The organism is Candidatus Latescibacterota bacterium, from assembly GCA_019038625.1.
Taxonomy (GTDB): Bacteria; Krumholzibacteriota; Krumholzibacteriia; order Krumholzibacteriales; family Krumholzibacteriaceae; genus JAGLYV01.
Genome location: JAHOYU010000140.1, coordinates 1 through 4,698, shown reverse-complemented (window position 1 = coordinate 4,698; position 4,698 = coordinate 1). Strand labels below are relative to the sequence as shown.

The window sequence follows — 4,698 nt, the reverse complement described above, 5'->3', positions numbered from 1 at the left end:
AGGGTTCGAATCCTTCCCGGGCAACCATGCTTTTTGGTTAAGAATTGGTTAAGAATTGGTTAAGAAATGTTTAAAATTGCCACATTTCTGGGAATTTGGTAGGTTCCCAGTGCTGATATTGTGGCCCCTTCGTCTAGTGGCCTAGGACGCTGCCCTCTCACGGCGGTAACAGGGGTTCGAGTCCCCTAGGGGCTACCAGAAGTGACAGTGTACGAACACCCTCGGGGAACTGGGGGAGTCGGTACCAGACCGAGAACGTACATTTGTCCTTTATAAGCACCTTCTCCACGAGCAGTTGGAGAAGGTGCTTTTTTTGTGCCGGGGGGACGGCTTCCACGACGCCATGGAGGTTCGTGAGGATCTCCTGGATGAACTCGGTCTGGAGGGCCGGGAGATCCAATTCCTCCCGTTCCCGGTTGAGGTCGAGGAGCTTCTCATCAAGTTGACGAATCTGAGTCGTCAGTTCGGCCACCCTCTCGTTGCAGGTGGTCGGATCCATCGTCCCGGCCTCGAAGGCCGTGAAATAGCGCTGAAGTGCGGCCTGGCTCTTCTGCCGCTGCTTCTGGGTGGCTTCGATCTCAGTGTCAATGCCGGGTCGGGTGGCCGTGAGCTTCGCTTGGGCTGCCTCCCAAACCTCAGTGAGCAGGGCCTCGTCTTGGAAGATGGCCTGAATATCGCTGAGGATCTTTTCTTCGATCTTGTCGGCCCGGACGTAGTCTTGATCACAGTCCTTTGTCGCCAGCCGTTTCCGACATGCGTAGTAGGCGACCTTCTTCCCTCGGGCATTTCCGGACACACCGAACATCACCGAGTTGCAGCGGCTGCATCGCATCAGACCGGTGAGAATCCGCTCACTCTGGTTCTGCCAACGCTTGCCTGTGGATTCACTGGACCGTTTGGCGAGAATTTTCTGAGCCGCCTCGAATGTCGCGTCCGAGACGATGGATTCATGGTCGCTCTCGAATTCCTCTTTTTGCCAGCGGAATCGGCTGACGTAGAATGGACTGCGAAGCATGTCTAAAATCGCTTTACGGGAAAACTTGTTGCCCTTGCGTGTGCGGTAACCGCTCTTGTTGAGCTGGAGGGCGATAGCACTCGATCCCTCGTTGCCCCGGGTGTATTGCTCAAAGACTTTTCGGACGATCTGGGCTTCGGACTCCTCGATGATGAGACCCTGGTCACGATCGAATCGATATCCCAACGGGACAGTACCTCCAGGCCATTTGCCCATTTCGGCCTTCTTGAGCATCCCCCGCTTTATTCTATCGATAATGACAGCATGTTCGTATTCGTTGACCGCACCATGGATCTGAAAGACCAAGCGTCCGGAAAACGTCTCGTTGTCGACGTCTTCTCGAACGCTAGTGTATTTGATTCCCCACTGTCTGAGTTCATCGGTGATGATGGCCAATTCGCCGCTCTTGCGGGAGAGTCGGTCGGTGGCAAGAAACACGACGTGCGTGAATAATCCGGCTTTGGCATCTGCGAGCATCTGTTGAAGTCCGGGGCGACTGAGATGCGTACCGCTCGCCATGTCCTGGTAGGTGTGATTCCTGACCCAGTCGTTCCCGAACTTCCGTTTGCAGAGCGAGTCGATCGCATCTACCTGGGCGCCAAGCGAGAATTTCTGTTTCGTTTCATCAGTGCTGATGCGAACGTAGAATGCCACCCTTGGCATTGTGCTTTCGGCCTTGGCAATCAATTCGAACCCTTTCGGAGCTTTGGACGGCGGCCAACTTTCGTGCGGTCATCCCTCACTCGAAGAGCCTGGGATAGCAAGCTCTTTAGGCGATTCTAATTCGGCCTATTGACTGATGTTTCGCCGAGTTGCTCGTTGATCCAATCGCGAATCTCCGAGAGTTTTTTGGCTCCTTCTGAGCCGTTTGGGTCAATTTCCTTCAGGTATACTTTTGCCTGATAAGCGAGATAGTCCGGACCATCACCTTTTTTCGGCGAATCCGTAGTTACTCGGGGTGCGGGCTTCCTCGCATCTTGGCTTTTCTTCCCAATCTTGCTGACATCCAGCGGGTAGGTTTTTCCGTTCCGCTTAGCCATTCGAGTTGTTGAGGTTTGGTCCAATTCCGCATTTTGTGGAGAAGGTTTTTCTTGGCAGTCCTTGATTGTGGGTGGTGGGGCTTGCATCTGTGAACCGTTCACAGATAGCTCAGTCCTCATGTTGGTGACTAGCCGATTACTGACCGCACACTGTCGTGCAATTTCTCGATCTGACCAATTGGCCCACTCCTTGTCTTTCAACAGGAGTTCGACGGCCCGACGCTTGTCCGCGTTGGTTCTCCGAAGGCCGTGGGTGGCATTGGCTCCAACGCCATAGAGTATGGCTGCCCGCTTGTCCCCATCCAGGATTGCGGCTTCTATAGATTGTTGGCCTAGTTGCTGGCGTGCCTTGACTCGGTGAAAGCCATCGGCAAGCCAGTAGTGGTTCCCATCATGGAATACAGTAGCCGGCGGGAATTTTGAGCCCTCCTCAATTTCGCGGGCATAGGACTTGACGATTTTCCCGTTCATATGCGCCCTGCTTTGGACGTCGCTATCCATGTCCAGGGTGCTGATTTCGAGTTCCTTAGTCATCGGCATTCTCCCTTTTTAGAGGCGCTATGGGCGAAATTGGTGAGTTCTTTGTGGAGAGGGTTTCAGGCGTATGGGCGATTGTGAATTCGGGCACAATGCCGGAACTATTCTCGGCATTGTTCCTGCCCGGGTTCGAAGCATTGTTTGGAAGCGCTGATATATTCCATTCATTCCTTGAGTGGAGACGGAGGTACCCATCGACGAGGATCTGGGCGATCTCATTGAGGGGGTTGATGCTGCCGTTGGACGGCGTCACTTGACTTTTTTGTCCTCGGGTTCGGCGGCTGCCTTGGCAAGGGAGGCTAGGCGAGCCAGGATTGCATTCTGAATTGCCTCAGCGGCTTGGGTGTTGATTGGATGGAAGTATTGGTGAGTTTTTCCACTCGAGGATCGTTTGGCTGGGTAAGTGACATAAAGTGAGCCATCGCAGCTTCTGCGGATTGCGAGGTTGTCCAATTTGATGGCGTTTTCCAAAACGACCGTTGCCCAAGCCAGCAATCCATCAGTACCGTTTTCCACTAGGCGGACATGGACTTTCCCGATATCAAGACTGTTGTTCATTTACTACCTCAACTCGTTGCCCAAACTCCGGATAATGAACGTTGTGAATGTTGTGAACGTGGTAATCCTTCATATCTCTCTCTTTCTCTTCTCTTCTTCGAGATTCAACAGAGTAGAATGCTCATGACGTTCACTACGTACATCAGCAGGAGAGTCTAGCTGTTCAATCCGGACCTGATATCCATTGCTGGTGCGACCGAGTTCAGAGATTTCGATGCCAACTATTCGAAGTGCTGGCGAAACCCTTCGAAGTTTGGCCCCGAGTGAGCGGGCATTTGTGGGGAGAGAATCGAGCGCCTCCTGTGTATCTGCGTGGCCCCGCAACTCGCTCAACAGCTCGCATTTTGTTCCCTGCCAAGGGCTCAATGTTTCGAGGAAAGAGCAAATTGCGTGGGCAAGAGGGTCAGTGTCCAAACCTCGCTCGACAGCTTCACACCTATTGTTGCGGTAGGTGCCATGGAACTGTTCGTAGCTGACTCCCCAGGATCCTGCAGCTGAAGCGGCGAAATGATCGAAGTCAGCCATGCGCGTGAACTGAACACCTGGAGAAGGTGGTGATGCCTCAAGGGCAAGAGCTGCTGCGTCCAACAATGCTCCGAGAATCTCAAACCTTTCGCGCTGGAAATTCTGCATTAGTTCAGACTCTCTAATGCGCTTGTCTTCGGAAATGAACGGCAGTGTGATGCTGATTGCGCGGTCGGCCAAATCATCGGCAATTAGGAGGTTGTCGATTCCATTGAGAATGATCGGTTTGCTGGCACTCCAGACAACAGTTTCGTTGTCTGAGTAGAGTTTTCTAGTTGCATGTCCACTGCCAGTGGCGATCCGGCACAGAGCATCCTTAATATCCGGGGAAATGCAGGAGACGTTGTCGTATGCCAGGACATGTCGTGATTTTGCGACAACCATTAAATCATGCACAGATTTTGGAAGAGCGATTAGTGAAGCCTCGTTTGGATCGACAAGGCAAACCAAAATTCTGGCGGCTGTTGACTTACACGCACCATGCTCACCTTGAAGAACCAGGATGGGATATGGTCCGTTCGGTTGCAGGGCATAGACGAGCCAGCCCAAAAGCAGAATCCAATCCTCGTCGCAGCAAATATTCACGTAGCGGCGTAGCTTCTCAATACTGCCCCCTTCAACAGGCATCGGCAGTGATTGGGCGCCAGCTCCCCGGCGAAATTGAGGTAGGTGGTCTTGGGATATTTTCCATTCGCCCGGCGAAATAATTGCCCGCCTCCACTGCTCTTCACAGAGATCAAGGGCAAACCCCTTTCCGAATGGCATCGTCCGAAGCCCAACAGGAACTACTGTGTGCCGAGCTTGTGCCTCCAGTGCATCGATACCTTCTTTGAGCCCTTGAGCGCTTGGTGGTTTGCCATACTTATCTATGTACATTCCGATGAGCTTGCTTCGGCCGATAGAAGACCGTATGGGGTGAACTTCGGCCCACGACGAGTCCCCTTTGTCGGTCCAAAGGTTCATGTATGCGTAAGCTTCCCCGTCAAGTGGAGGTTTCTAAAGTAGAGTTTTTGGCTTCTACCA

5 protein-coding genes, 1 tRNA gene and 1 pseudogene are annotated in these 4,698 nt (G+C 52.8%); 2 read left to right on the top strand and 5 right to left on the bottom strand.

Going from position 1 to position 4,698, the window contains the following annotated elements:
• The first annotated feature begins 122 nt into the window (after positions 1 to 122).
• Positions 123 to 198 (top strand) — tRNA-Glu (locus KOO63_10785).
• Here KOO63_10785 and KOO63_10780 read toward each other — a convergent pair.
• From KOO63_10780 to KOO63_10770, 3 genes and pseudogenes are all read right to left on the bottom strand, one after another.
• Complete coding sequence (locus KOO63_10780) at positions 158 to 832, bottom strand: recombinase zinc beta ribbon domain-containing protein (protein MBU8922290.1); 675 nt, start codon at positions 830 to 832, stop codon at positions 158 to 160. The genes KOO63_10785 and KOO63_10780 overlap by 41 nt on opposite strands.
• Positions 833 to 1,219: 387 nt before the next feature.
• Positions 1,220 to 1,678 (bottom strand): annotated as a pseudogene (locus KOO63_10775) (recombinase family protein).
• Between the two features lie 116 nt (positions 1,679 to 1,794).
• Positions 1,795 to 2,589 carry a ParB/RepB/Spo0J family partition protein gene (locus KOO63_10770; protein ID MBU8922289.1) on the bottom strand — a complete coding sequence of 265 codons (795 nt, stop codon included), beginning with the start codon at positions 2,587 to 2,589 and terminating at the stop codon, positions 1,795 to 1,797.
• A gap of 26 nt (positions 2,590 to 2,615) precedes the next feature.
• Between KOO63_10770 and KOO63_10765 the strand changes: the two genes are divergently transcribed.
• Positions 2,616 to 2,849, top strand: coding sequence for a hypothetical protein (locus KOO63_10765; GenBank protein ID MBU8922288.1), 234 nt, complete (start codon positions 2,616 to 2,618; stop codon positions 2,847 to 2,849).
• On the opposite strand, the gene KOO63_10760 is transcribed toward KOO63_10765, so the two are convergent.
• Together KOO63_10760 and KOO63_10755 are read right to left on the bottom strand one after the other, a co-directional pair.
• Positions 2,842 to 3,150, bottom strand: a complete 309-nt coding sequence (locus KOO63_10760; GenBank protein MBU8922287.1) for a SpoVG family protein — start codon at positions 3,148 to 3,150, stop codon at positions 2,842 to 2,844. The two genes, KOO63_10765 and KOO63_10760, sit on opposite strands and share 8 nt — an antisense overlap.
• 69 nt (positions 3,151 to 3,219) lie before the next feature.
• Entirely contained in the window at positions 3,220 to 4,551 is a 1,332-nt protein-coding gene (locus tag KOO63_10755) for a hypothetical protein (GenBank protein MBU8922286.1), read from the bottom strand.
• Positions 4,552 to 4,698: the final 147 nt, after the last annotated feature.